This is a genomic window from Saccharothrix luteola, assembly GCF_020859565.1.
Lineage (GTDB): Bacteria > Actinomycetota > Actinomycetes > Mycobacteriales > Pseudonocardiaceae > Actinosynnema > Actinosynnema luteola.
Map to the genome: position 1 here is coordinate 1 of NZ_JAJHUO010000045.1, position 21,305 is coordinate 21,305.

Annotated in this window: 25 protein-coding genes; 10 read left to right on the forward strand and 15 right to left on the reverse strand. The window is 71.1% G+C overall.

The features are described 5' to 3' along the window. Positions 1-188, forward strand: a 188-nt coding sequence (locus tag LNK82_RS42540; protein WP_372470790.1) for a transposase, incomplete at its 5' end; no start/stop codon positions are given. Positions 189-402: 214 nt separating this feature from the next. Here the strand turns inward: LNK82_RS42540 and LNK82_RS42545 are convergent. The 7 genes from LNK82_RS42545 to nucS form a co-directional block, all read right to left on the reverse strand. Next, positions 403-1,908, reverse strand: a complete 1,506-nt coding sequence (locus LNK82_RS42545) for an aldehyde dehydrogenase family protein (protein WP_230572493.1) — start codon at positions 1,906-1,908, stop codon at positions 403-405. A gap of 77 nt (positions 1,909-1,985) precedes the next feature. After that, positions 1,986-2,984, reverse strand: coding sequence for a DUF3558 domain-containing protein (locus tag LNK82_RS42550; RefSeq protein WP_230572494.1), 999 nt, complete (start codon positions 2,982-2,984; stop codon positions 1,986-1,988). A 257-nt stretch (positions 2,985-3,241) separates the two neighbouring features. Next, positions 3,242-3,517: a hypothetical protein gene (locus LNK82_RS42555; protein WP_230572495.1), complete on the reverse strand. Its 276-nt coding sequence runs from the start codon at positions 3,515-3,517 to the stop codon at positions 3,242-3,244. Between the two features lie 11 nt (positions 3,518-3,528). After that, a complete protein-coding gene (locus LNK82_RS42560; protein WP_230572496.1) occupies positions 3,529-5,214 on the reverse strand; it encodes a sodium:solute symporter family protein in 1,686 nt (561 codons plus the stop codon). A gap of 165 nt (positions 5,215-5,379) precedes the next feature. Next, positions 5,380-5,802: a hypothetical protein gene (locus LNK82_RS42565; RefSeq protein ID WP_230572497.1), complete on the reverse strand. Its 423-nt coding sequence runs from the start codon at positions 5,800-5,802 to the stop codon at positions 5,380-5,382. A gap of 223 nt (positions 5,803-6,025) precedes the next feature. Beyond that, positions 6,026-7,612: a TROVE domain-containing protein gene (locus LNK82_RS42570; RefSeq protein WP_230572498.1), complete on the reverse strand. Its 1,587-nt coding sequence runs from the start codon at positions 7,610-7,612 to the stop codon at positions 6,026-6,028. Positions 7,613-7,956: 344 nt separating this feature from the next. After that, positions 7,957-8,616 (reverse strand): endonuclease NucS, encoded by a 660-nt coding sequence (nucS, locus tag LNK82_RS42575; protein ID WP_230572499.1) that lies wholly within the window; start codon positions 8,614-8,616, stop codon positions 7,957-7,959. 246 nt (positions 8,617-8,862) lie between these two features. On the opposite strand from nucS, the gene LNK82_RS42580 reads away from it, so the two are divergent. Together LNK82_RS42580 and LNK82_RS42585 are read left to right on the forward strand one after the other, a co-directional pair. Next, positions 8,863-9,399: an NUDIX domain-containing protein gene (locus LNK82_RS42580; RefSeq protein WP_230572500.1), complete on the forward strand. Its 537-nt coding sequence runs from the start codon at positions 8,863-8,865 to the stop codon at positions 9,397-9,399. Between the two features lie 99 nt (positions 9,400-9,498). Beyond that, positions 9,499-9,849, forward strand: coding sequence for a DoxX family protein (locus LNK82_RS42585; protein ID WP_230572501.1), 351 nt, complete (start codon positions 9,499-9,501; stop codon positions 9,847-9,849). On the opposite strand, the gene LNK82_RS42590 is transcribed toward LNK82_RS42585, so the two are convergent. Then, positions 9,846-10,619: an enoyl-CoA hydratase-related protein gene (locus LNK82_RS42590; protein WP_230572502.1), complete on the reverse strand. Its 774-nt coding sequence runs from the start codon at positions 10,617-10,619 to the stop codon at positions 9,846-9,848. The two genes, LNK82_RS42585 and LNK82_RS42590, sit on opposite strands and share 4 nt — an antisense overlap. A gap of 56 nt (positions 10,620-10,675) precedes the next feature. Between LNK82_RS42590 and LNK82_RS42595 the strand changes: the two genes are divergently transcribed. Continuing rightward, the gene (locus LNK82_RS42595) at positions 10,676-11,497 is read left to right on the forward strand and encodes a hypothetical protein (RefSeq protein WP_230572503.1); all 822 of its coding nucleotides are present in this window, start codon (positions 10,676-10,678) and stop codon (positions 11,495-11,497) included. Positions 11,498-11,533: 36 nt separating this feature from the next. On the opposite strand, the gene LNK82_RS42600 is transcribed toward LNK82_RS42595, so the two are convergent. Then, entirely contained in the window at positions 11,534-13,531 is a 1,998-nt protein-coding gene (locus tag LNK82_RS42600; RefSeq protein WP_230572504.1) for an ethylmalonyl-CoA mutase, read from the reverse strand. Between the two features lie 120 nt (positions 13,532-13,651). On the opposite strand from LNK82_RS42600, the gene LNK82_RS42605 reads away from it, so the two are divergent. After that, positions 13,652-13,957 carry a hypothetical protein gene (locus LNK82_RS42605; RefSeq protein WP_230572505.1) on the forward strand — a complete coding sequence of 102 codons (306 nt, stop codon included), beginning with the start codon at positions 13,652-13,654 and terminating at the stop codon, positions 13,955-13,957. 74 nt (positions 13,958-14,031) lie between these two features. On the opposite strand, the gene LNK82_RS42610 is transcribed toward LNK82_RS42605, so the two are convergent. The 5 genes from LNK82_RS42610 to murA form a co-directional block, all read right to left on the reverse strand. Then, the gene (locus LNK82_RS42610; protein WP_230572506.1) at positions 14,032-14,274 is read right to left on the reverse strand and encodes a peptidoglycan-binding domain-containing protein; all 243 of its coding nucleotides are present in this window, start codon (positions 14,272-14,274) and stop codon (positions 14,032-14,034) included. A gap of 9 nt (positions 14,275-14,283) precedes the next feature. After that, a complete protein-coding gene (locus LNK82_RS42615; protein ID WP_230572507.1) occupies positions 14,284-14,502 on the reverse strand; it encodes a hypothetical protein in 219 nt (72 codons plus the stop codon). A gap of 19 nt (positions 14,503-14,521) precedes the next feature. After that, positions 14,522-14,626, reverse strand: coding sequence for a hypothetical protein (locus LNK82_RS48535; RefSeq protein WP_372470793.1), 105 nt, complete (start codon positions 14,624-14,626; stop codon positions 14,522-14,524). A 5-nt stretch (positions 14,627-14,631) separates the two neighbouring features. Further along, complete coding sequence (locus LNK82_RS42620; protein WP_230572508.1) at positions 14,632-14,886, reverse strand: hypothetical protein; 255 nt, start codon at positions 14,884-14,886, stop codon at positions 14,632-14,634. A 148-nt stretch (positions 14,887-15,034) separates the two neighbouring features. Beyond that, positions 15,035-16,291, reverse strand: a complete 1,257-nt coding sequence (murA, locus tag LNK82_RS42625; RefSeq protein WP_230572509.1) for a UDP-N-acetylglucosamine 1-carboxyvinyltransferase — start codon at positions 16,289-16,291, stop codon at positions 15,035-15,037. A gap of 94 nt (positions 16,292-16,385) precedes the next feature. Between murA and LNK82_RS42630 the strand changes: the two genes are divergently transcribed. The 3 genes from LNK82_RS42630 to LNK82_RS48075 all read left to right on the forward strand — a co-directional run bounded on the left by LNK82_RS42630 (position 16,386) and on the right by LNK82_RS48075 (position 18,403). Further along, complete coding sequence (locus tag LNK82_RS42630; RefSeq protein WP_230572510.1) at positions 16,386-16,958, forward strand: cob(I)yrinic acid a,c-diamide adenosyltransferase; 573 nt, start codon at positions 16,386-16,388, stop codon at positions 16,956-16,958. Between the two features lie 73 nt (positions 16,959-17,031). Continuing rightward, complete coding sequence (locus tag LNK82_RS42635) at positions 17,032-17,715, forward strand: alpha/beta hydrolase (RefSeq protein WP_230572511.1); 684 nt, start codon at positions 17,032-17,034, stop codon at positions 17,713-17,715. Between the two features lie 4 nt (positions 17,716-17,719). Further along, complete coding sequence (locus LNK82_RS48075; protein WP_230572512.1) at positions 17,720-18,403, forward strand: winged helix-turn-helix transcriptional regulator; 684 nt, start codon at positions 17,720-17,722, stop codon at positions 18,401-18,403. Here LNK82_RS48075 and LNK82_RS42645 read toward each other — a convergent pair. After that, positions 18,391-18,744, reverse strand: a complete 354-nt coding sequence (locus tag LNK82_RS42645; RefSeq protein WP_230572513.1) for a winged helix-turn-helix transcriptional regulator — start codon at positions 18,742-18,744, stop codon at positions 18,391-18,393. The genes LNK82_RS48075 and LNK82_RS42645 overlap by 13 nt on opposite strands. Positions 18,745-18,835: 91 nt before the next feature. Here LNK82_RS42645 and LNK82_RS42650 point away from each other — a divergent pair, with 91 nt between their 5' ends. After that, complete coding sequence (locus tag LNK82_RS42650; RefSeq protein WP_230572514.1) at positions 18,836-19,702, forward strand: NAD(P)-dependent oxidoreductase; 867 nt, start codon at positions 18,836-18,838, stop codon at positions 19,700-19,702. A 136-nt stretch (positions 19,703-19,838) separates the two neighbouring features. Continuing rightward, positions 19,839-21,296 carry a PKD domain-containing protein gene (locus tag LNK82_RS42655; RefSeq protein ID WP_230572515.1) on the forward strand — a complete coding sequence of 486 codons (1,458 nt, stop codon included), beginning with the start codon at positions 19,839-19,841 and terminating at the stop codon, positions 21,294-21,296. Positions 21,297-21,305 lie beyond the last annotated feature (9 nt).

Sequence of the window (21,305 nt, forward strand, 5' to 3'; positions counted from 1 at the left end):
AACGCGGCAGCAACGAGAACACCAACGGCCTACTCCGCCAGTACTTCCCCAAAGGCAGCGACCTGTCCGTCCACACACCCGAACACCTCGCCGCCGTCGCCGCCCAACTCAACCGCCGCCCACGCAAGACACTCGACTGGGACACCCCAGCCGAGCGCCTCACTAAACTCCTCACCGACAGCAGTTGACCACCGTGATGCGACGACCGCTGGAATCCACCTGTCAAATCGAGCCGAACAGGACCCCGACCCGAACGTTCAACTCGGGGTACCTGAACGTAGGACTCTCAAGCTCCGAACGTAGGACTCACCCGTCCTGAACGTTCGACACGCGGGCGCTGAGCGTTCGACACGCCCGACCTGAAGGTTCGACACGCGAGACCTGAGCGTTCGACACGCGCGGTCAGCGGCCGTAGAGGACCCGGACCAGCCGCACCACGTGCCGGATCGTGCGAGACCCGCGGTCGTACGTCATCGGGTTCAGCAGAGCCCCGAACCGCTTCCGCGTCACGGAGTGGGCATAAGCGAACTCCCGCAGCCCGTCCTCCCCGTGGATCCGCCCGAACCCCGAATCCCCCACCCCGCCGAACGGCAACCCGGGCACCGACGCGTACGCCAGCACGGAGTTGATCGACACCATCCCGCACCGCAGCCTGTCCGCCAACTCCTCGCCCCGGTTGCGCGAGTACACCGACGCGCCGAGCCCGAAGGCCAGCGAGTTGGCCCGCCGGACCGCCTCGTCCGCATCGGCCACCCGCGTCACCACCAACGTCGGCCCGAACGTCTCCTCGGTCACCGCGATCGAGTCATCGGGCACGTCCACCAGGACCACCGGCTCGACGTACGGCGGCCGGATCGACTCCAACCCACCGACCACCGCCCGCCCGCCCCGCTCCAACGCGTCGGCCACGTGCGACTGGATCACGTCGACCTGCTTGGGCATGGTGATCGGCCCGAAGTGCGCGTCGGCCTCACCACCGGGCCGCAACTTCTTCGCCTTCTCCACCACCAACCCGATGAACTCGTCGTACACCGCGTCGGCCACGTAGACCCGCTCGACCCCGGCGCACGTCTGCCCGGAGTTGAAGATCCCGCCCCACACCGCGCCGTCCGCCGCCGCCCGGACGTCGGCGTCCTCGGCCACGATCAGCGGGTCCTTGCCGCCGCACTCCACCAACACCGGCGTCAACGACGACGCGCACGCCGCCATCACCTTCTTGCCCGTCGCCGTCGACCCGGTGAACGCCAACTTGTCCACCCCGGAGGTGCACAACGCCGCGCCGGTCTCGCCGAACCCCGTCACCACCTGCAGCACCGGGAACTCCGGCACCACCTCGCCGAACGTCGACGCCAGGAACACCCCGACCCCCGGCGTGAACTCCGACGGCTTGAACACCACCGCGTTCCCCGCCGCCAACGCGTACGCGATGGACCCCATCGGGGTGAACGCCGGGTAGTTCCACGGCCCGATCACGCCGACCACGCCCAACGGCCGGTACTCCAACGTCGCCGCGTGGTTGTACATCAACATCCCGGGCGCGACCTTGCGCTTGCCCAGCACCTTGGGCGCGTGCTTCGCCGCCCAGTGCAGGTGGTCGATCACCAGCGCCAGCTCGGCCCGCGCGTCGTCGGCGGACTTGCCGGTCTCGGCGCTGATCAGCACCTGGAACTCGTCCAACCGCTTGAGCAGCAGCTTGCGCCACGCGTCCAACCGCGCCCGCCTGCCGTCGAACCCCAGCTCCGCCCAGAACGCCGCCGCGCCCCGGGCCACCCGCACGGCCTCCCGGACGTCGTCCTCCGAGCTCACCACGTGGTGGGCGACGACCTCACCCGTGCGGGGGTCGAGCGAGGCGAACCTCCGCTGCCCGTCGTCGGCCCGCGCCGGAGTGGTGGGAACGGTCTGCGTCATCGGACCCTCCTAGCACGAGCACGAACACGGGGGTTACTCGACAGTAACGGGTAACGGGGGGTGATGTCAGCCCCCGTTCAGCCCTTCGGGATCTTGCCGAGGATCGACTTGGCGAACGTCACGGCCGCCGCGCAGCGGTCGAACTCGGTCGCCTTCGGCGCGGCCGACTTGACCTGGACGATCTCGCCCTCGTTGTCCGAGCCGGCCAGCTGCACCCACTTGACCTCGCACGACGGGAACGCCGTGCTGTTGGACACCTGGTAGCCGACCACGCCGCCACCCAGGTCGACCTCGGTCTGCTTGTCGTCGAACGAGCGGTCGTCGGGGATGTAGGTCTCGCGGAACGCCAGCGTCAGCTCGCGGTCCTCGCCGACCCACGCGCAGTTGTGCAGCCCGTACGGGTACACACGGTAATCGGCGCCCGCCGCCGCGTCGACCGCCGCCTTGTCCGGCACGGCGCACGGGTCGAGCGTGATCAGCGAGCCCTTGGCGGGCGTCCGGGTCGCCGAACGCTCCTTGATCTGCTTGACCACCGCCTCGGCCATCTCACGCCCCGGCGCGCACGCGTCGCCGTCCTCGTACCCGATCTGCACGGTCAGGCCCAGCCCCGGCTCCTCCTGCGTGATCACCGAGACGAAGCACGCGCTGTTCTCCAGCACCTGCTCGTAGCTGCGCAGGCCGGCGAGCTGCTTGTCCGCCTTCTTCAGCTCGCTGGTCATGGTCTGGCCGACCTCGACGGTGACGGCCAGGTCCTTGCCGCCCTTGTCCTTCATGAAGTTCGAGCACCGGCTGAACCCGCTGCGCGAACGGTCGCCGGGCGTGCCGAACCGCTTGAGCACGTCCTCGTCGAGCAGCTCGCACGGGTCGGTCAGCCGCAGCTTGTCCGCGGCGAACGCCGGGTCGACCGGCTGGCCGTTCGCGGGCGGCGGCGACTTCTGGCTCGACCCGCCCGGGTCCGAGACGTTCTCGGCGTCGGCCGGGATCGTGGTGCGCGGGAACCTCTGCTTGGCCAGATCCGCCCCGGCGCAGCCGGCCAGCAGCAGGATCAAGCTCAACACGGCGACGAGACGGGGCACGTGGTGCACGGTAGCGACCGAGTGCTCCATTCGTGGCACGAACCCTGTGTCCGTCCTCACTACGGCCTTCGGGAACGATTCAGAAGATCGACGCGCTGAACCAGGTGACCCCGATGAACCGGACCGAGAGGACCACCGCATGCGCAACCGAATCCGACCCGGCATCCGCCGCGCCGTCCGCTGGCTCGACACCTGGACGGTCGAGGCGTTCAACCCGGTCTACCCGAGGCGCTGACCCCGACGCGCCGACCGGGGCGTCACCGCTCCGTCCCCGGCGCAGGCCCGGACGCCAGGTCCGACACGTCGGGCTCGTCGGGCACGACGACCGGCCGCCAGGTCGCCCAGGCCGCGAACACCGCCGCCAGCGCGATCATGCCCACGCCGGTCCACAGGTTGATGTTGAGCCCGTCGGCCTTCGCCAGGTCGGCCTCGTCGGTGAAGCCGAGTCCGACCACCAGCAGCACCACGCCGTAGACGGCGAACAGCACCGCGATCACCAGTCGCAGGTCGAACAGACCGGCCTTGTGCGCCACGACGACCTCCCTCAGCCGAAGATGATGTTGAGCACGGCGGTCAGCACCAGCACGCCGATGCCGAGCAGCAGCGGCGACCGGTACCACCCGGCGTCGTCGCCCGTGGTGGAGTGCCTGCGGTCCTCCCTCGGCGTGAGGCTGTAGACCAGCCCGACCAGCCGCTCCTCCGGCACCGGCCGGGTGAACGTGGTCACCACCACGCTGACCACGATGTCCACCGCGAACGCCACGCCCGCGCCGACGAAGCTCGCGCCCTGCCCCGGCAGGTCCAGCACGCCGGTCTCGGCGAGCACGAACACCGCCACCGCGCCGAGCGTGCCCGCGACGAGGCCCGCCCAACCCGCCGCCGCCGACATCCGCTTCCAGAACATGGCCAGGATGAACGTGGCGAACAGCGGCGCGTTGAAGAACGAGAACAGCGCCTGGATGTAGTCCATGATGTTGCCGTAGCCGGCGGCGAGGAACGCGGTCCCGATGGCGACCACCGTGCCGCCGATCGTGGCCAGCCGCCCGATCCGCAGGTAGTACTCGTCCGGGCGGTCCTTCTTCACGTAGTCCTGCCACAGGTCGTACGTGAACACCGTGTTGAACGACGACACGTTCGCCGCCACACCCGCCATGAACGACGCCAGCAGACCCGTGATCGCGATGCCCAGCATGCCGTTGGGCAGCAGCTCGCCGATCAACGCGGGCAGCGCGTTGTTGTAGACGACGCCGCCGCTCTCCTCACCGGCCTTGAGCGCGACCATCTCCGGCACCACCAGCGCGGCGATGATGCCCGGGATGATGATCACGAACGGGATCAGCATCTTCGGGTACGCGCCGATGATCGGCGTGCGCCGCGCGGCCGACATGCTCTTCGCCGACAACGCGCGCTGCACCTCGGCGAAGTTCGTCGTCCAGTACCCGAACGACAGCACGAAGCCGAGGCCGAACACGATGCCGATCACGCTGAGCACCGGGTTCTGGATGCCGGTCAGCTCGGTCGCGGGCCACGCCGACAGCTGCTCGGCGCCGCCCGGACCGCCGGTGACCTTCTCGACCAGCCCGTCCCACCCGCCGACCTTGTGCAGGCCGACGATCGTCAGCGGCAGCAGCGCGGCCACGATCACGAAGAACTGCAGCACCTCGTTGTAGATGGCCGCGGACAGGCCGCCCAGCGCGGTGTAGGTCAGCACGATCGCCGCGGCGATGACCACCGACAGCGGGATCGGCCAGCCGAGCATCAGGTTCAGCAGGAACGCCAGGGCGTACAGGTTCACGCCCGCGATCAGCACCTGGGCGACGGCGAAGCTGATCGCGTTGACCAGGTGGGCGCCCTTGCCGAAGCGGCGGCGCAGGAACTCCGGGACGCTGCGCACCTTCGAGCCGTAGTAGAACGGCATCATCACCAGGCCGAGGAACACCATGGCCGGGATCGCGCCGATCCAGTAGTAGTGCACCGTCGCCATGCCGTACTGCGCGCCGTTGGCCGCCATGCCGAGCAGCTCGATCGCGCCGAGGTTGGCGGAGATGAACGCCAGGCCCGTCACCCACGCGGGCAACGAGCGGCCGGAGAGCAGGAAGTCGAGGCTGGACGAGACCGATCTGCGGGCCATGAAGCCGATGCCGAGGACGAACACGAAGTACACCGCCAGCAAGGTGTAGTCCAACGGACCGGCGTCCAGCCTGAGGTCCACCTGGGCCAGTACGGGCACCTCCGCCCACCTCCCTGCTTTCGAACAACCCCGAACACGATCCCGCGCCACCACGCGTGACCAGGCAGTACCGCACAGCCGATCAAGCCGACGGTAGTGCACCTCGACGCGCTCCGCCGGTTTGAACTACCCCGGACTAAACCTCTGGTGGGGCGCGCCGTCGCGTCAGCGGGTCAGGACGAACGGCGTCTCGGCGTAGACGGGTCCGGAGGTGGCGCCGATGGTGAACGGCGTGCCGGGCGCGGAATCCCCGAACGAGTCGGGCACGCGCACCGGCACTTCGGCGAACCGGCCGACCGCGTCCGCGGTGGCGTCGCCGATCCGGTGGCCGTGGAAGGTGAACACCACTCGACCGTGTGCCGGGTAACCCTGGCCGCTGAGCAGGACTTCGCCACCGGCGTGCCCGGAGAGGGGGTGTGCCGCGAGGTGCGCGGCCGGAGAAGGTGCGGCGGGTGAACTCACCACCGCGACGAGGGGCGGCGACAACGCGGGCGTCTGCGCCATGCAGCCCGCCGCCGCCGGTAGGGCCGACAGGAGAACCGACAGGACCAGGGGTGTGCCGGATCTTCGTCTTCGCGATCTTCGCACCACGCGCCTCCAAGCCCGTTGAGGGGGAAGTCAGCGTATATCGCGAAATCCGGCCTGCCACGCGCCCGAACGGCTTACCGCCGGCCCCGCGAATTGCGGCGAGAACGGCCACGCCGCAAGCCCGAGGACCACGGCGGGAACGGCCACGCCACCGACCCGCGAACCACACCGAGGACGGGCGCGCCGCCGGCCCGCGTGGTGCGGACCGGCGGGCGCGACTCGCCTAGAACGGCCAGGTGGCGTCCCGACCGCTCTCCAGCAGCGGGATCATCCGGAAGGCCTGGTCGGTCAGCCCGCCGAACGCGTACCGGTCGCGAGCGCCGCCGATGCCGCCGCTCGGTGCGTGGCCGAACCGGTAACCGGCGAGGTTCCACGTGTAGAGCGGCACGTCGTCGGGCATCGCCCGGTGCACGTCGCCGTCACCCACCTGCTCGTCCGTGATGATCACGACGCGGTCGTGGCGCTTGAAGCTCGACCGCACCGCGTGGGCGGTGGCCGTGCCGTTGCCGATGAAGTAGCCGTCGGACTTCCAGCGCTCGACCGCCTTCAGCAGCGACTCGCCCCGGCTCAGCCGGAACTGGCGCGTGCTGTTCGAGAACGACACCACGTCCGCCTGCTCGCACCGCGACCCGAGCGCGATCCCGAACACCGCCGCCGCGTCCCACCGCATGAGCGTGCCGTCCTTGGCGAAGGGCGCGTTCATCGAGTACGACGTGTCGATCAGCACCAGCGTGCGGCCGGGCAGCTCGGGCACGTTGCCGAGCGAGTGCGTGATCGCCCGCTCCAACGCCCACGCCCACCGCAACGACGGCGCCGCGCGGTACGCCGACAGGAACCGCATGGGCAGCTGCCGGGACCGGGCCACCTGACCGGCGTCCGCCAACCGCGCCGCGACCTCCTCCGCCACCGCGTCCGACACCCCCGCCTCGTCGAAGTTGCGGAGGTTGCGGAGCAACGCCATGTACCCCATCGACGGGATCAGCGACTCCCACACCTCGGCCGTCAGCGGACCCTGCGACCAGCCCGCGACCGACTCCCACGTCATGCCCGCCGCACGCAGCGTCGCAGCCGCGGTGTCGCGGTCCTCGTGGAACAGCGCGCGCCGCCGTTCCACCGGCCACGCCATCAGTTCCGCGCGCGAGCGCAGCACACCGAGCGACTCGGGCACGCCGTCGGCGCGGTTGTTGCGGCGGTCGAGGATGTGGGTGAACAGGTCGCCCTGCCAGTCGGCGCGCGGCGTCGGGTGCGTCAGGTTCAGCACGTCGGCGAACCGGAAGCCGCGTGCCTCCGAGTCCCACTTGGCCGACGCGCGCTCGTCGTACAGCCGCCGCACCGCGTCACCGACACCGCGCTTGACCGGCTTCGGCAGCGCGCGGCCGTGCCGCGAGGTCCAGTAGGCCAGCAGCTCGCCCGGCTCGTCGGCCCGGTGCAGCACCGAGTCCACGACCTGCCGGGACATGCCCGGCGCGCCGGACTCGAGCCGTGCCTTGACGAAGTGCGCGGCGCCGACGATGGCCGCCGTGCGCATGTTCGCCTCGCCGCGCAGCCACGCCAGGAACCGGGCCGTCCAGTCGGGGTCGGCGGCGGTCGTGGCGCGCACCAGCGCGGCGTAGCGGTCGTCCCGCTCGCCGGCGGACTCGTAGAACGTCTGCTCGCCCACCATGTTGGTGACCGCGAGCAGGAAAAGTTCAGACTTGGGCTCCCGCGCATAACCCGGAGCGCCCTCGTGCGTGCGCCCGCTCGCCACGGCCTCGGACACCACCGGGCCGGCCACGGCCGCGCGCACGCGACCGAAGTTGAACTTGCTCATTTTCCCGCCCCTCAACCGCCGAATTGCCGAGAGGAGCGACCACGAACTCCACACGTGCCCGAGATCAAATCGGTGAAGGTACATCAGGCGCTCTGGCCACTGAGCTACACCGGCTGCGCCGATGACGGGATTCGAACCCGCGACCACCCCATTTACAGTGGAAGTAACCCTCGCCTGCGCACCGGGCACGTGTGAAGTTGTGCGCTCCCGAGATCAGTTCGTCCGGCGGCGTGATTTCACCTGAAGAAGTAGCCGCTGGACTTCGCACCGGGTGCGCACATCAGAGTAATCGGCCCGACGCGGCGATCAACCGGTTTTCCGGGTCGACGCGATCGGGCCGGCGATCAGAACAGCCGGAACTCGTCCGACTCGATCCCGCGCAGCGCGTCGTAGTCCAGCACGACGCAGCGGATGCCGCGGTCCTCGGCGAGGGTCCGCGCCTGCGGCTTGATCTGCTGCGCGGCGAACACGCCCCGCACCGGCGCCAGCAGCGGGTCGCGGTTGAGCAGTTCCAGGTAGCGGGTCAGCTGTTCGACGCCGTCGATCTCGCCGCGGCGCTTGATCTCCACGGCCACGGAGGCGCCGGACGCGTCGCGGCACATCAGGTCGACCGGCCCGATCGGGGTCGGGAACTCGCGCCGCACCAGGGTCCAGCCGTCGCCGAGGGTGGTGACGTGCTCGGCCAGCAGCTTCTGCAGGTCCGCTTCGACGCCGTCCTTGACCAGGCCGGGTTCCGGGCCGAGCTCGTGCTTGGAGTCGTGCAGCACCTCGGCCAGCGTGATGATCAGCTTCTCGCCCGCCTTGTTCTGCACGACCCACATGTCCGGGTCCTCGATCAGCCAGCACGGCGGGCTCATCCAGTTCAGCGGCTTGTACGCGCGGTCGTCGGAGTGGATCGACACCGAGCCGTCCGCCTTGATCAGCAGCAGCCTCTGCGCCATCGGCAGATGGGCGGTGAGACGTCCGACGTAGTCGACCTGGCAGCGAGCGATGACGAGGCGCACGGCCGACAGGCTACGGGGTGCGGACCCCGGCGCACCGGCAGGTGCCGTCGGCCGACGTGTCACCCGGTGGACGCTCCCGCGCGCCGAGCCCGTCGTCCCTGATCACCGACGAGGGAGCGCCCCCGCACGCGGAGGTGGTCGGAGTCCGGCCGGCCGCACGGTGGTGTACTTCGCGTACGGGCGGCGTCGATCGGCAGTGGCCCGATCGCGCGGCGGTCCGGAGCCTTCGGCACAGGGAGAGTGATCGTGGAAACCCTCGGATCGCGTGAGGTGTACGCGAACCAGTGGATGGTGGTCCGGGAGGACGCCGTCGGGCGGGCGGACGGGACCACCGGCATCTTCGGCGTGGTGGACAAGCCCGACTTCGCGCTGGTGATCCCCATGGACGGCGAGCGGCTGCGGCTGGTCGAGCAGTTCCGCTACCCCATCGGCATGCGGCGCTGGGAGTTCCCGCAGGGCACCGCGCCCGAACGCGCCGCCGAGGACCCGCTGGTGCTGGCCGAGCGCGAGCTGCGGGAGGAGACGGGGCTGCGGGCGGGCAGGCTGGTGCAGCTCGGCGTGCTGGACGTCGCGCCGGGCATGTCCAGCCAGCGCGGCCGGGTGTTCCTGGCCACCGACCTGCGCGAGGGCTTCCACGAGCGGGAGCACGAGGAGCAGGACATGCGCTCGGCGTGGTTCGCGCGCGCGGAGTTCGAGGCGATGATCGCGCGGGGCGACATCACCGACGCCCAGTCGATCGCCGCCTACACGCTGCTCCTGCTGCACGAGCACGCGCAGCCGTGACGGCCGCGGTCGAGGGCGGGGCGGCCGGTCACCTCCCAAGCCGCCCGCACGTCGGGTGAGTAGGCGCTCCGCCTGCTCACCTCACGTCCGGAGGGGTTCATGTCCACCGCACACGTCGTCGTCACCGTCCTCGCGATCCTGGCCAACGCCGCAGTCGCCGTCGCCGACTTCGCGAAGGCCGGGTTCGTGCTGGCGAACTCGGCCGAGGTCCACGTGCCGGGCTCGTGGGTGCCCGCCCTGGGCGCGCTGAAGGCCGCGGGCGCGATCGGCCTGCTCCTCGGCCTGCTCGGGGTGCCCGTCGTCGGGACGGCGGCGGCGATCGGGCTCGTGGCGTTCTTCGCGGGCGCGGTCGGGCTCCACGCGCGGCACCGGGTGTGGCACAACATCGCCGCTCCCGGCGCGTTCCTCGCCCTCGCCGCCGGTTCCCTCGTGCTCGGGGTGGCCGGCTAGTCGGTCCAGACGGCCGGGCGCTTCTCCAGGAACGACGCCATGCCCTCCTTGGCCGCCGGGGTCTGCGACGCCGCCGCCATCACCTCCACCGCGATGCCGTAGGCGTCGGCCTCGGGCCGGTCGAGCTGGGCGTAGATGGTCTGCTTGCCCAACGCCTTGGCGGCCCGGCTGCCGCGGGTGGCCCGGCGCATCAGCTCGTCCACGGCGTCGTCCAGCTCGGCGAGCGGCACGACGCGGTTCACCAAGCCCCACTGCTCGGCGGTCCGCGCGTCCACCACGTCACCGGTCAACGCCATCTCCATCAGGCGCTTGCGCCCGATCGCGCGGGCCACCGGCACCGCCGGGGTGTGGCAGAACCAGCCGCCCTTGCCACCGGGCAGGGCGAACCCGGCCTCCTCGGCGGCCACCGCCAGGTCGCACGACGCCATCAGCTGGCAGCCCGCCGCCGTGGCCAGGCCGTGCACGCGCGCGATCACGACCTGCGGCACGGACTCGATCGTGCGCATCAGGTCCGTGCACAGCGTCAGCAGCTCGCGCACGCCCTCCAGGTCGCGGGCCGACACGTCGGCGAAGTCGTGCCCGGCGGAGAACACCGGGCCCTCGCCCGCGAGCACCACACCCACCGCGTCCGACGCGGCGACTTCGCGGAACGCGGTCAGCAGCTCCGCCAGGTGCTCGGCGGACAGCGAGTTGCGCCGGGCGGCGCGGTCCATGGTGATCCGCACGACGTCATCCGTGCGGTCGACGCGGATGTGCTGGTATTCGGCCATGTCCCGACGGTAACCGGCCGTGCAACCGCCCGCCGGTGGACTTCCGTCCCGTTGGCATGAGACTTCGCCTGTTAGTCGTGATCCTCGGTGTGCTGGCGGCCGGCTGCGCCCGCGTCGACCACGCGGCGGCACCGCTGCTGCTCGAGTCCGACCCGCCCACCTCGACGGCGCCCGTTCCCGCCGGGGTGGACTTCCCGGTCGACGCCGTCCCCCGGCCGATCGTGCTGTTCGCGCCGAAGCTGGTGACCGTGGAGTGGATGGGCCTCGGGGAGGAGAAGCTGGCCCACGGCCACGGCTACCGGTTCACCGGCGTCGAACCGCCGACGCCGGGGCCGGCGGAGGTCGTGCTGATCGACGGTCCGGCGTCGTTCCCGCTGGTCGGCATGCGCGACGCGCTGGCCGGGATGTCCGCGGGCGCCCGCGAGGGCGAGCCGCTGGAGCTGGTGAGCGCCGAACTGGGCAGGGCGACGTTCAGGACCGACCGCGGTGACCTGGAACTGCCGGCGTGGTTGTTCCGGTCGGCGTTCGGCAGCGTGTACGCGTGGCCCGCGCTCACGCCCGACGCGTTCTGGAAGCAGGGCGAGGTGATCCCCGGCGCTCAGGACGCCAAGACGTCGGACGGCGTGCACCTGGAGGTGGAGCTGGGCGCACCCTACCCGCCGTGCCCGGGTGACGAGCCCGTGGTCAGGGAGCCCGTGGTGACCGAGACCGAGACGTCCGTGGTGATCGGCGTGCGCGAGACCGGGCCGGTCGGCAACTGCGCGCATGCCACGATCTACCGGTTCCAGTACTACCCGGTGACGCTGAGCAAGCCGTTGGGCGCACGCCTGTTGGTGTTCGAGAAGGACAACGGCATCATCCCCGTGACGCCGCGCTGACCGGGGACGAGCGACCCGGGCGGTCCACTGTGGATGCTACGTCTCCAGGCCGTTCGCCTGGCGCACGACGGTCACGATCTCGTCCATGATCTGGGTCAGCTCGTAGTCCTTGGGCGTGAACACCCTGGCCACACCGCGTTCGCGCAGCGCGTCGGCGTCGTCGGGCGGGACGATCCCCCCGACGACGACCGGCACGTCACCAGCGCCCGCCGCACGCAGGCCGTCGACCACCGCGGGCACGACCTCGAGGTGCGAGCCGGACAGGATCGACAGGCCGACCACGTGCACGTCCTCCTGGACGGCGGCGGCCACGATCTGCGCGGGCGTGAGCCGGATGCCCTGGTAGACGACCTCGAAGCCGACGTCGCGGGCCCGCACGGCGACCTGCTCGGCGCCGTTGGAGTGACCGTCCAGGCCGGGCTTGCCGACCAGGATCCGCAGCCGCTCGCCCAACTCCTCGCCGGTCGCCCGCACGCGTTCGCGCACCCGCGCGATCGCCACGCCCGCCTCGCCGGACGCCGACGCCGCCGAGACACCGGTCGGCGCGCGGTACTCGCCGAACGTCTCGCGCAACGCCTGCGACCACTCGCCCGTCGTCACGCCGGCCTTCGCGCACGCGATCGTGACCTCGACCAGGTTGCGGTCCGTCTTCGCCGCCGCGCGCAGGTCGTCCAAAGTGGACTTCACCAACGCGTCGTCCCGAGAGGACCGCCACGCCCGGATCGCCTCGACCGCGTGCTCCTCGACGATCGGGTCGATCTGCTCGATCGCGTTCGCGCCCTCGGCCTGCAACGGCGACGGCTCGGTGGTGGCGAACTTGTTCACGCCGACGACGACGTCCTCACCGGACTCCACCCGCCGACGACGGTCCGCCAACGACGACACCAGCGCCGACTTCATGTACCCGGACTCGACCGCCGCGACCGCGCCGCCCATCGCCTGCACGCGGTCGATCTCGGCCCGCGCGCCCTCGACGAGCTCGTCCACCTTGGCCCCGACGACGTGCGAGCCCTCGAAGATGTCCTGGTACTCCAGCAAGTCCGTCTCGAAGGCCAGCACCTGCTGCATCCGCAGCGCCCACTGCTGGTCCCACGGCCGGGGCAGGCCGAGCGCCTCGTTCCACGCGGGCAGCTGGATCGCGCGCGCCCGCGCGTCCCGCGACAGCGTCACGGCGAGCATCTCCAGCACGATCCGCTGCACGTTGTTCTCCGGCTGCGCCTCGGTCAGCCCGAGCGAGTTCACCTGCACCCCGTACCTGAACCGGCGGTGCTTGGGGTCCGCGATGCCGTACCGGTCGCGGGTGATCTCGTCCCAGAGGCGGACGAACGCCCGCATCTTGCACATCTCCTCGACGAACCGCACGCCCGCGTTGACGAAGAAGGAGATGCGGGCGACGACCTCGCCGCGCCGCTCCTCGGGCACCTGGCCCGAGTCGAACACCGAGTCCAGCACCGCGATCGCGGTGGACAGCGAGTACGCGATCTCCTGCACGGGCGTCGCGCCCGCCTCCTGCAGGTGGTAGGAGCAGATGTTGATCGGGTTCCACTTCGGCACGTTCGACACGGTCCACGCGACCATGTCGGTGATCAGCCGCAGGCTCGGCCCGGGCGGGAACACGTACGTGCCGCGGGACAGGTACTCCTTGATGATGTCGTTCTGCGTGGTGCCCGCGAGGGTGGCGCGGTCCGCGCCGTGCTCCTCGGCCACGCTCACGTACAGCGCGAGCAGCCACATGGCCGTCGCGTTGATGGTCATGGACGTGTTCGCCTCGCCCATCGGGATGCCGTCGAACAGCTGCCGCATGTCGCCGATGTGGCTGACGGGCACGCCGACCTTGCCGACCTCGCCCTTGGCCAGCTCGTCGTCCGGGTCGTAGCCGGTCTGCGTGGGCAGGTCGAACGCCACGGACAGGCCGGTCTGGCCCTTCGCGAGGTTGCGGCGGTACAGCGCGTTGGAGGCGGTGGCGCTGGAGTGACCGGCGTACGTCCGCATCACCCACGGGCGGTCGCGCTCTCGGTCGGCCGGGTACGGCACGGCAACCTCCTGTGTCGAACTGCGCCGCCTCCGGCGTCGCAGGCGGTGGTTCCCCGTAGCGTACTGACGGGTAACAAGGTCCGCAGGTGCCGTTGCTCACTGAATCGTGACTGCGGGAGGATGGACGGCGTGACCGCGCTCACCACGTTCCTGCTCATGGTGATCGTCTTCGGCCTGCTCGGCCTGGTGCTGTTCTGGGCGTTCGGAATCGACCGGCGAGCCGTGCCCGACTACACCGGCGACGACTTCGGCCTGCTGACCGAAGTGTCCGCCGTGCCGACCCCCGAGGCCGCCGACGTGCTCGTCCGACGCCTGCGCGCGGCGCGCATCAAGGTGACCGTCGTCCGCCGGGACGGGCTGCACCGGTTGATGGTGTTCCCCGCCGACGCGCCCGACGCCAAGCTGCTGCTGCGGAGCGCCACCTGACCACCGGTCCGGCCCGGCTCCCCGCCGACGACGAGGTGCCGGGCCGCACCACCCGCTGATCCGCTGGGCGTGGCTCAGCTCCGGTAGGCGTAGCAGTAGCGGCTGCGGTCGTCCACGAACTTCATCCGGTCGCGGGTGTTGGGACCGTAGGACCCGTCGACCGTGGCGCCGATGGACTTCTGCACCGCCTTCAACGCGGCCTCGGTGCGCGGCCCGAAGCTGCCGTCCGCGTCGAGGTCGCGGATCAGCTCGTCTTCGTACGGCGAAGCCAGTCGAAGACCGCCGTAGCACTTGACCATCGTGGCCTGGAACAGCACCACGATCTTCTAGTTCGCCACCAGACCGCTGCCGATCAGGCACGTCTGGCTGTTGGCGGAGCCGGCCGGCACCAGGATGGCGTTGGCGCCGACGTAGCGGGGCACCATCTTCACGCACAGGTCGGTCGCCGCCGACGCCGATCCCGCCGACAGCACCGCCCCGGTCACGGCCAGGAGCACGGCCGCCACACCCACGCCGAACCGGCGCAACCCTGAACCCTTCGTCATGCCGATCTCCCCCTTGGAATCAGTGGCGGTAGCAGTGGACGCGATCCGGCGTTGTGAACTTCATCCGGTCACGGGTGTTCGGGCCGTAGATGCCGTCCGGGTCGGTGCCGATGTAGCGCTGCACGGCCTTCAGCGCGGCCTCGGTGCGCGGCCCGAAGCTGCCGTCGGCGTGGAGGACTGCAACCGGGACACGACCGTCGCGTTCGCCGCGTAGTCGCGGCCGATCTGGCACGAAGGGCTGCCCATGGCCGTCGGCACCACGATCGTGCGACCCGATCGCACCATCTCCGTCATCGCGGTGCACCGGGGCGGCTCCGCGGCCGACGCGGGCGCGGAGAACGCGATGGCCGCCGCCCCCACCACCAAGGCGACCAGGGTCGGCACCGTCCCGCGCCGACCCCGTCCGCCGGACGATCCCCCGCATGGTCTTCTCCCCCTGGAGTCGGGACAACGTGCTCCGACTCCAGGAAAACCGCTGATCAAGCGGTGTCCGGTGAACACCGGACACCGGACGAGGGGGATGAGGGGACGGTCAGGCGGTGACGCGCTCCACGGTCGCGCCGAGCTTGCGCAGGTTCTCCACGAAGCCCGGGTAGCCGCGCTCGATGTGGAAGATCTCGTAGACCTCGGTCGCGCCCTCCGCGCACAGCCCGGCCAGCACCAGCCCCGCGCCCGCGCGGATGTCCGACGCCCACACCGGCGCGCTGGACAGCCGCTCGACGCCCCGCACCACCGCGTGGTGGCCGTCGGTGCGCGCGTCCGCACCCAGCCGCACCATCTCCTCGATGAACCGGAACCGCGCCTCGAACAGGTTCTCGGTGATCATCGACGTGCCGTCGGACACGCTCGACAACGCGATCGCGAACGGCTGCAGGTCGGTGGCGAAACCGGGGTACGGCAGCGTCACGAAGTCCACCGACCGGGGTCGGTCGGTCTGCACCACGCGGAAGCCGTCGTCGAGCGTGGTCACGTCCGCGCCCGCCATCCGCAGCTTCTCCAGCACCAGGTCGAGGTGGTGCGGGTCCACTCCGCGCACGGTGATGTCACCGCGGGTCATGGCCGCGGCGAACGCCCAGGTGGCGCCGACGATCCGGTCGCCGATCACCCGGTGCTCGGTCGGCTGGAGCGACTCCACCCCGTGCACGGTGAGCGTGGACGTGCCCGCGCCCTCGATCTTCGCGCCCATCTGCTGGAGCATCACGCAGATGTCCACGATCTCCGGCTCGCGGGCGGCGTTGTCGATGACCGTGGTGCCGTTGGCCAGCACCGCCGCCATCAGGATGTTCTCCGTCGCGCCCACGCTGGGGAAGTCGAGCCAGATCTGCGCGCCGTGCAGGCCCTCGGCCTCGGCGATCACGCAGCCGTGCTCGATCTCGCTGTGCGCGCCGAGCTTGCGCAGGCCGCTCTGGTGCATGTCCAGCGGCCGGTTGCCGATCGCGTCGCCACCCGGCAGCGCGACGACGGCCCGCTTGCACCGGCCCACCAGGGGACCGAGCACGCACACGGACGCGCGCAGCTTGCCCATCGCCTCGGAGTCGGCGCGGTGGTTGAGCTCCTTCGGCGTGGTGATCGTGACGACCCGGCCCTCGATCGCCACCTCGCAGCCGAGGCTGCGCAGGACGTCCGCCATCAGCGGCACGTCCAGGATCTCCGGGCAGTTGGTGATGGTGGTGGTGCCCTCGGCCAGCAGTGCCGCCGCCATCAGCTTGAGCACGCTGTTCTTCGCGCCTACGACGGCGACCTCGCCGACGAGTCGCCCACCGCCCTGAACCCGGAAGTGCTCACTCACGTAAGGAACTCCTTGCTCGTTGTGCCGCAATCCTACGTACGGTCTGAATCGTGCCCGTCCGTGGTCGGCCACCGCGGTGTCTACAGTGCTTCGCATGGCCGTGCACCTGACGAAGATCTACACCCGCGTCGGCGACGACGGGACCACCGGCCTCGGCGACTTCTCCCGGGTGCCCAAGACGTCACCCCGCATCACGGCGTACGCCGACGTCGACGAGACCAACGCCGCGCTCGGCGTCGCCCTGGCGCTCGGCGCGCTGGAACCCGACGTCGCCGAGGTGGTGCGGCAGGTCCAGAACGACCTGTTCGACGTCGGCGCGGACCTCTGCACGCCGATCGCGCCGGATCCCAAGTACCCGCCGCTGCGGATCACCCAGGCCTACGTCGACCGGCTCGAGTCGTGGTGCGATGCGTTCAACTCCCGGTTGGGCAAGCTGGAGTCGTTCATCCTCAACGGTGGCACACCCGGCGCGGCGCTGCTGCACCAGGCCCGCACCATCGCCCGGCGGGCCGAGCGGGGCGCGTGGGCGTTGATCGAGGTCGAGGCCGAGCAGACGAACGCGCTGACCGCGAAGTACCTGAACCGGCTCTCCGACCTGTTGTTCATCCTGGCCAGGGTCGCCAACCCGGACGGCGACGTGCTCTGGCAGCCGGGCGCCAACGCCTGACCTCGACGGTAGCGCTTCCTGTTTTTGAAGTCTAAGCTTCAAAAACAGGAAGCACACCTACCGGAGGTCGACCATGACCACTTACGTCCTCGTCCACGGCGCGTGGCACGGCGGCTGGGCCTGGGAGCGGGTCGCGCCCCTGCTCACGGCGGCCGGCGCGCACGTCGTCACCCCCGACCTGGCGCACGACCGCGACGTCGGCCTGTCCGACCACGTCGACGAGGTGGTGGCGGCGGTCGACGCGGTCACGGACCCTGACCTGGTGCTGGTCGGCCACAGCTACGCGGGCCTGGTGGTCCGCCAGGCCGCCGACCTCCGCCCGCACCGGGTGGCCCACCTCGTGCTGGTCGACGGCTGGGCCGGGCCCGACGGCGCGAGCCTGACCGACCTGGCGCCGGACTGGTTCACCGCCACGGTCACCGCCGCCGCGAACGCCGACGGCCTGATCGCGCCGCCCGCGCCCGAGTCGTTCGGCGTCACCGACCCCGACGACGCGCGGTGGCTCGGCGAGCGGCTGCGCACCCACGCGCTGCGGACGTTCACCGAGCCGACCCGCCTCACCGGCGCAGTCGACCGCATCCCCGGCACCGGCGTCCACTGCGTGCCGGAGACGTTCCCGTTCGCCCGGTTCGCCGCCGACCTCGGCTACCGGACCGTGCCCGTGGACGGGCCGCACGACGCGCCGCTGACCGATCCGCGCCGCATCGCGGACGTGCTGCTCGCCGTCGTGGGCCGGGAGGCGCCGACCCTAGGATGAGCCGGTGGACCAGCGGACGTACAACCAGTACTGCGCCACCGCGCGGACGCTCGACCTCGTCGGCGAGCGCTGGACGCTCCTGCTGGTCCGCGAGCTGCTGACCGGGCCGAAGCGGTTCGGCGACCTCCAGCAGAGCCTGCGCGGCCTCGGCACCGGGCTGCTCGCGGCGCGGCTCAAGCACCTCGAACGCGAAGGCCTCGCGCACAAGGTCACGCTGCCCGCGCCGGCCCGGACCCCCGCCTACGCCCTCACCGAGGCAGGCCTGGAGCTCGGGCCGGCGGTGCTCGCCCTGGCCCGCTGGGGCACGAGGTGGGCCATGGGCGAACGGCGGGCGGGCGAGGCGTTCCACCCCGGTTGGGCCGTGCTGGCGATGGAGGCGTTCTTCGACGCCGACGCCGCCGCGGGCGTGCGGGCCGTCTACGAGTTCAGGGTCGGCGACGAGGTGTTCCACGTCCGCGTGGACGACGGCGAGGTGGACGCGGGCCACGGCCCCGCCGGGCGGCCCGACGCGGTGGTCGAGACCGACGAGGACGTCTTCGCCTCCCTGGCCGACGGCCGGTCGAGCCTGGCGGACAAGATCGCCTCCGGCGCCGCCTCGGCCTCCGGCGACCAGGATGCCCTGCGCAGGCTGGGCACCCTGTTCCGCCGGCCGAGCCCCGCCGAGCGGGTGCCCGCTCAGGACGCGTAGACCACCTTCTCGGCGCCGATGCGCTCGATCCGCTCGGCGCCCCACACGCCCAGCGCGGCGAGCGCCTCGTTGAGCGACACCCCGTGCCCGGTCAGCGCGTACTCCACCCTCGGCGGCACCTCGGGGAACACCTCGCGGTGCACGAGGCCGTCCTCCTCCAGCTCACGCAGCTGCTGGACCAGCATCTTCTCGCTCACGCCCGGCAGGCCGCGGCGCAGCTGGGCGAACCGGCGCACGCCGTGCTCGGCCAGCTCCCACAGGATCAGCGACTTCCACTTGCCGGACACCACGTCCATCGCGGCGTCGATGCCGCAGAAGTAGGGACCACGTCGAGCCGCCATCGGCCCCTCCCGGGGGTGCTTACCAAAAGGTGTGTACTGCACAAAATAGTCCGTACTGGTCAACCCTATCGGTACGGGTGACGATCTTGGCATGACGAACACGAAGGCAACCGTTCTCGGGCTCGGCGCGATGGGCGCCGCCCTCGCCACCGCCCTGGTGCGCGCCGGGCACACCACGACGGTCTGGAACCGCTCGCCCGGCAAGGCCGACGCCCTCGTCGACCTCGGCGCCACGGCCGCCGACGACCTCCGCGACGCCGTGGCCGCGTCCGACGTGGTGATCACCTGCCTCTTCGACGCCGCCTCGGTCCACGAGGTGCTCGACCCGGTGGCCGGCCTGCTCACCGGCCGCACGCTGGTCAACGTCACCACGACCACGCCCGACCAGTCGAGGGAGATCGCCGGCTGGGCGGCGGCGCACGGCGTGGTGTACCTCGACGGCGGCATCATGGCCGTGCCGGACATGATCGGGCGGCCCGGCTCGTCCGTCCTCTACAGCGGCTCGGCCACCGCGTTCGAGCAATACCGCCCGTTGCTGGACCTGTGGGGCGAGAGCGCGTACTTCGGCGAGGACGCGGGCCTGGCGTCGCTGTACGACCTGGCCCTGCTCGCCGGCATGTACGTGATGTTCGCCGGTTTCCTGCACGGCGCGGCGATGGTCGCGGACGCGGGCGTGACGGCGACCGAGTTCGCCGGGCGTGCCGCGCCGTGGCTGGCCGCGATGACCGGCGGGTTCGCCGGGTTCGCGGCCGTGGTCGACGGCGGCGACTACACCGTGCCGGGTCAGCAGAGCCTGGAGTTCTCCGACCTCGGCGACATGCTCGACGCGAGCGCCGCCCGGGGCATCTCCACGGAGGTGGTCGGCGTGGTGCAGGACCTGATCCGGCGGCAGGTCGACGCCGGTCACGGCAAGGAGGGCTTCGCGCGGATCTACGAGAGCATCAAGAATCCGGCCTGACCCTCCGTTCGAGTGACATCACTCGACCGATCGAGTGCCCGCGTGATCGGCGGGCCACCACGACTGATCGTCTTTGTGTTCACTCGGTCGGGTCCGGACGCCGGGGGGCGTCCACACGACGAGGGGGGATTTCGCCGTGCCCAGAACACGAAGATCCGGAGTGGTCGTGGTGGCCGCGCTGCTCGGTCTGCTCGTCCCGGGGGTGGCGCAGGCCGCGCCACCCCCGAACGACGACTTCGGCCAGGCGACGCCGATCGGCGCCCTGCCGTTCACCACCACCCAGGCGGTCGTCGAGGCGACGCACGCCGCCGACGACCCCGACAACTGCTACGCGTACCAGCTCTCGGTCTGGTTCACCTACACCGCACCTGCGACCGGCGTGATCACGGCGACCACCGCGGGCAGCACCTACGACACCGCCCTGTCGGCGCACACCGGCTCCCGAGGCGCGCTGACGAGGCTCGCCTGCAACGACGACGTGGACGGCACGCTCCAGTCGCGCATCGAACTGCCCGTCGTCGCCGGCGCCCGCTACCACTTCATGATCAGCTCGTCCACCTCGCGACCGGCCTGGCCGCCGTCGCTGACCTTCTCGGTGACCGGGCCGGCCACGCTCCCGAACGACGCTTTCGCCGACGCGGAACCGGTCACCCTGCCCCACACCGCGCAGCCCACCCTGTCGACGGCGACCTTGGAACCGGACGAGCCGGCGGGCACGTGCGAAGCGCCCACGCGGTCCTTGTGGTACGCCGTGACGCTGCCCGAGACCACGCCGGTCACCTTCTCGCAGGAGCCGAGCACCGCGGTGCTGTCGGTCTTCACCGGATCATCGCCCGGGGGCCTCACCGAGGTCGACTGCGCGTCCTCGTCGCGGAGCCTGACCTTCCGCGCGGTCGCGGGCACGACGTACTACCTGCGCGTCGCCCAAGGCGAGTACAACGCGGGGAACCTGCGGTTCACCATCGACGTCGCCCAACCGATCGTGCCCTACTTCGCGCACGACCCCGCTTCGCCGTCCGCGTTCGACGACGTCCGGTTCTACGACTACACCGAGGTCCCGGACGTGTCCACCTACCTGGACATCCGGTGGGACTTCGGCGACGGGACGACCGCCGAGGGCAGGGAACCCCAGCACCGCTACGCAGCCGACGGCGACTACACCGTGACCCTGACCCACACCACCGGGGACGGCCGGTCGGCCACCACGTCGCGGGTGGTCCAGGTCCGCACGCACGACGTCGCCATCGCCCGGTTCACCACACCGGCCGCGGCGACGGTCGGCGTCACCAAACCCGTCACCATCCGGATCGCGAACACGCGGTACGCCGAGGACGTGACCGTCACGCTGTACCGCAGCACGCCGTCGGGCTGGAGCGAGGTCGGCCACTACACCCAGTACGTGCCGGCGAGCGCTACGGGCACGGTGGGCTTCCCGTTCAGCTACACGTTCCGCCCGGACGACGCCGCGCTCGGGAAGGTGAACTTCCGGGCGGTGGCGTCCTTGCCCGACGGGGACGACCACCCGCTGGACAACGAGGCGATCAGCGCGACGACCGCGGTGCGGCCGGCGCTCACCGGCCTCGACCTGACCTGACCGGGGTTC

Bases quoted from the DNA above. Each gene is read 5' to 3' on its own strand.
- LNK82_RS42630 (WP_230572510.1), top strand. From the start codon at position 16,386: ATGGCCGTGCACCTGACGAAGATCTACACCCGCGTCGGCGACGACGGG.
- LNK82_RS42590 (WP_230572502.1), bottom strand. From the start codon at position 10,619: ATGGCCGAATACCAGCACATCCGCGTCGACCGCACGGATGACGTCGTG.
- LNK82_RS42615 (WP_230572507.1), bottom strand. From the start codon at position 14,502: ATGACGAAGGGTTCAGGGTTGCGCCGGTTCGGCGTGGGTGTGGCGGCC.
- LNK82_RS42645 (WP_230572513.1), bottom strand. From the start codon at position 18,744: ATGGCGGCTCGACGTGGTCCCTACTTCTGCGGCATCGACGCCGCGATG.
- LNK82_RS42605 (WP_230572505.1), top strand. From the start codon at position 13,652: ATGGACGGCGTGACCGCGCTCACCACGTTCCTGCTCATGGTGATCGTC.
- LNK82_RS42650 (WP_230572514.1), top strand. From the start codon at position 18,836: ATGACGAACACGAAGGCAACCGTTCTCGGGCTCGGCGCGATGGGCGCC.
- LNK82_RS42635 (WP_230572511.1), top strand. From the start codon at position 17,032: ATGACCACTTACGTCCTCGTCCACGGCGCGTGGCACGGCGGCTGGGCC.
- LNK82_RS42585 (WP_230572501.1), top strand. From the start codon at position 9,499: ATGTCCACCGCACACGTCGTCGTCACCGTCCTCGCGATCCTGGCCAAC.
- LNK82_RS42595 (WP_230572503.1), top strand. From the start codon at position 10,676: ATGAGACTTCGCCTGTTAGTCGTGATCCTCGGTGTGCTGGCGGCCGGC.
- LNK82_RS42545 (WP_230572493.1), bottom strand. From the start codon at position 1,908: ATGACGCAGACCGTTCCCACCACTCCGGCGCGGGCCGACGACGGGCAG.
- LNK82_RS42570 (WP_230572498.1), bottom strand. From the start codon at position 7,612: ATGAGCAAGTTCAACTTCGGTCGCGTGCGCGCGGCCGTGGCCGGCCCG.